Source organism: Micromonospora sp. KC207, from assembly GCF_004348615.1.
Classification (GTDB): domain Bacteria; phylum Actinomycetota; class Actinomycetes; order Mycobacteriales; family Micromonosporaceae; genus Micromonospora.
This window is the reverse complement of sequence record NZ_SMKJ01000434.1, coordinates 1-3,983: the sequence shown is the minus strand read 5'-3', so window position 1 is coordinate 3,983 and position 3,983 is coordinate 1. Positions and strand designations below refer to the sequence as shown.

Genomic DNA, 3,983 nt, shown 5'->3' with positions numbered 1-3,983 from the left:
CGCCGAGCCCGCCCTCGCGGCCGAGGCATGACCGGCCGTCCTCCCGCCGCCCGGGTCGGTCGCCTTCGCGCGGGCAGGCCCAGCCTGGGGGCGCAGGGCCGTCGTGGCCTGGGAGATGCTTCGGTGGCACCCTTGCCGGCGTGCTGACCCACGTCGTGTTCGACGCCGACGAGACCCTGCTCGACCTGCGCCCGGCGGTCACCGGCGGGCTGGTGGCCGTACTGGAGGAGATGCGGCGGCTGACCCCGGCGGCGGCCGAGGTCACCCTCGCGGACCTGGAGTCGGACTGGGGTGCGGTCTTCGGGGCGCTGAGCGCCGCGCCCGTCACCGAGATCCGGCGGGCCGCGCTGGCCCGGTCGCTGGCCCGGGCCGGCCTCGACGCGCACCTGGACGATCTCGCGGCGCTGTTCTTCGCCCGGCGCTTCGCGCTCACCCGGCCGTTCCCCGACGCGCTGCCGGCCCTCGCCGTCCTGCGCCGCCGGTACACCCTGGGCTACGCCACAAACGGCAACAGCCGCGCCGAACGCTGCGGGCTCGTCGGCGAGTTCACCTTCGAGGTGTACGCGCACGAGAACGGCCTGCCGAAGAAGCCCGCCCCGGAGTTCTTCGCCGCCGTGGTCGAGGCGGCCGGGGTACCCGCGCGCCGGATCGTGTACGTCGGGGACTCGCCGAGCCACGACGTCATCGCGCCCCGGCGGGCGGGAATGCGGGCGGTCTGGCTCAACCGGGGTGGGCTGCCCCGCCCCGCAGACGTTCCCGCCGACGCCGAAGTGTCCACGCTGGCCGCCCTGCCGGACGTGCTCGACCGGCTCTCCGGCGTCGAGCTGAGTGGCGCGTAGGGCCGCCGGCTGTGTGCCCTGGCCCTCGCGCGGGACTGCCCGGTGGTGCCTGGGCTGACAACGGGCCGACGAAAGCCCGATTGGCGTGTAATACGGACCTCCATCTAGCGGAACTCGCGCCGGTGATATGGGATGGCTGCCACGTCCCTCAACGAGAGGATCTGATGTGGTGAGCAAGCGCTTCACCGCCGGTGCCGTCGCAACCGCAACGGCGTTGGCACTCACGGTGACCGGGGTGGTGGGCCCGGCGAACGCCGAGCCGACCGCGACCCGGGAGTTCACCGTCGTGGCGGAGTCCGGCGTCTCCGCCGACGCGGCGATCGCCGCGATCAAGGCCGCTGGCGGCACGGTGGTGTCCCGTACCGACGAGGTGGGCCTGTACCAGGTCACCAGCGACCGCGCCGACTTCGCCAGCCGGGCCGCCGCGAACGCCGCTCTGCTCGGCGCGGCCGAGAAGAAGGTTATCGGTCGCAAGCCGAAGCTCGACCGGGTCGAGCGGGAGAACCTCGTCGCCAAGGCCAAGGCGAAGGGCGCCGCCGCCAAGCGGGGCACGAAGATGGACCCGCTGGACGAAAAGCTCTGGGGTCTGGGCATGATCCGGGCCGACAAGGCCCGCAAGGTTGAGCCGGGCGACCGTCGGGTCACCGTCGGCGTCCTCGACACCGGCCTCGACGCCAGCAACCCCGACCTGGCAGCGAACTTCAGCTGGTCACTGTCGCGCAACTTCGCCCCCGACATCCCCGAGGCCGACGGCGAGTGCGAGGTGGCGAGCTGCCTCGACCCGGTCGGCACCGACGACGGCGGGCACGGCACCCACGTCGCCGGGACCATCGGCGCCGCCGCCGACGGCTTCGGCCTGTCCGGCGTCGCCCCGAACGTGACCCTGGTCGAGCTCAAGGGCGGCCAGGACTCCGGCTTCTTCTTCCTCGACCCGGTCGTCAACGCTCTGGTGCACGCCGGCAAGGTCGGCCTGGACGTGGTCAACATGTCCTTCTACGTCGACCCGTGGCTGTACAACTGCACGGCCAACCCGGCCGACTCGCCCGAGTCGCAGGCCGAGCAGCGGGCAATCATCGAGGCCATGACGCGGGCGCTCAACTACGCGCACCGCAAGGGCGTCACCCTGGTCGGCTCGCTCGGCAACAACCACGAGGACCTGGGGGCCCCGCGCACCGACACCTCCAGCCCCGACTACGGCGCCGACCCGTACCCGCGGCCGATCGACAACGCGAGCTGCTGGGACTTCCCGGTGGAGGGCCCGCACGTGATCGGCGTGTCGGCGGTCGGCCCGTCCGGCAAGAAGGCCGACTACTCGAACTACGGCACCGAGCAGATCGCCGTCGCCGCGCCGGGTGGCTGGTACCGGGACGGCTTCGGCACCGACACCTACCGCCTCGACTCCAACATGATCCTCTCCGCGTACCCGAAGCACGTCCTCCAGGAGGAGGGCTCGGTCGACGAGAACGGCAACATCGTCGCCGGCTTCGAGGCGTCGGTCTTCAAGGAGTGCAAGGCCAACGGCGACTGCGGCTACTACACCTACCTCCAGGGGACCTCGATGGCGTCGCCGCACGTCAGCGGCGTCGCCGCGCTGATTGTCAGCAAGTACGGCAAGAAGGTCTCCGGTGGCCTGGGCATGGACCCGAACAAGGTGGAGCGGCAGCTCTACCGCACCGCCGCGGAGCACGCCTGCCCGGAGCCCCGGTTGCAGACGTACACCAACGAGGGCCGGCCGGCCGAGTTCGACGCGTTCTGCGCCGGTAGCTCGACGTTCAACGGCTTCTACGGTCACGGCATCATCGATGCGTACGCTGCGGTGACGACCCGCATGTGACGTCCCGGATACTCCGGGCGGGGGCCCGGGCGACCACGGTCGCCCGGGCCCCCGGGCGTCTCCGGTGTTCCCGGGCGTCTGCGATGTTCCGGGCATCGCCGACGATTCCGCATCTCGACGACCTGGCGGGTCCGGAGGGCTCGGATGGCGCGATGTCGCCGACATGGCGGCTCGCCTCGCGGCCCTGCCGGCCCTGCCCGGCCCCGGCTCGGCCTCGCCCGGCACGGTTTCGCCCGGGGTGCGCCCGGTTGCTGGGCGGGTCATCGGCGCCAGCCACAGGCGACCAGGGCGGCGCGCACCTCGCGGGCCACCCCGGGGAAGTCCCGGTGGAGCCGGCGGCTGGTCACGTGCAGCACGACCCAGCCCGACCCGACGAGGTGGTTGAGCCGCTGGCGGTCGCGGTGCAACTGCTCGGCGTCGGCGTGCCAGTGCCCGTCGTACTCGACGGCGACCCGGTAGGCCGGCCAGGCCAGGTCGGGGTGCAGGGCCAGGCCGGACGCCAGCCGGATCGGGTGCTGGGTGACCGGGCGGGGCAGGCCGGCCAGTACCAGTCGGACCCGCAGGTGCGACTGCGGCGGAGACTGCGCGCCACCGTCGGCGAGCCCGAACACCCAACGGGCGCGCCGTCCGCCGGGCCGGTCGGCGTTGCGCTCGGCGACCGCCGTCAGGTCGACCGGGGTGACCAGCCCCCGGCCGAGCAGGCCGTCGACGATCGCCACCGCCCGCAACGGCTCCAGCCACACGGCCGTCTCCCACGCGGCCTGGGCCGGCGTCGACCACCGGAGCACCCTGGCGCCAGCAGCCGTCCCGTCGACGATGGCCGGACCGGCGGTGGCCTCGGCTGCGACTGCCCGGTCGTCATCCGTTCGGGTGATCGGGCCGCCCCCTGCCGGCAGGAGAACCGGGGCCGCGCCGAGAGTGTGCACCCGGATGCCGGGCTGGGAGTCGATCCGGGCCGATCGGGGGACGAGCACGTGCACGTCGTCGGTGAACGAGGCGGCGTGCTCGACGCCGTGCAGGTAGGCCGCAGAGGGGCCGGCGAGCATCGCCTCCGGCGGCAACCGCAGCGCGGCGGCGCGGCAGGCCAGGCCGTGGTCGCGGCGCAGCCGGGCGTCGGCGTACACGTCGTGGCGCAGGCGCAGCCAGGACGCGCCGCGAAGCTGGTGCCGGCTGAGCAGCCCGAGCCGGACGGCCTCCGAGCCGCGGAAGACCTGCCGGACCAGGGCAGCGGGACGGGAAGGTTGTGGGGGCATGTCGTCCAGCGTCACCGCCCCAGCACGCCCCGCGACCTGTCTCTTATACACAACTGA

General features: G+C 73.3%; 3 protein-coding genes. 2 read left to right on the top strand and 1 reads right to left on the bottom strand.

Annotation, left to right across the window (positions count from 1 at the left end):
• Positions 1-140 precede the first annotated feature (140 nt).
• Positions 141-839 (top strand): HAD family hydrolase, encoded by a 699-nt coding sequence (locus tag E1258_RS30745; RefSeq protein WP_132407272.1) that lies wholly within the window; start codon positions 141-143, stop codon positions 837-839.
• 169 nt (positions 840-1,008) lie between these two features.
• Positions 1,009-2,673 carry a S8 family serine peptidase gene (locus E1258_RS30740; RefSeq protein ID WP_165949947.1) on the top strand — a complete coding sequence of 555 codons (1,665 nt, stop codon included), beginning with the start codon at positions 1,009-1,011 and terminating at the stop codon, positions 2,671-2,673.
• A gap of 260 nt (positions 2,674-2,933) precedes the next feature.
• On the opposite strand, the gene E1258_RS30735 is transcribed toward E1258_RS30740, so the two are convergent.
• The gene (locus tag E1258_RS30735; protein WP_165949946.1) at positions 2,934-3,926 is read right to left on the bottom strand and encodes a hypothetical protein; all 993 of its coding nucleotides are present in this window, start codon (positions 3,924-3,926) and stop codon (positions 2,934-2,936) included.
• Between the last annotated feature and the right edge of the window lie 57 nt (positions 3,927-3,983).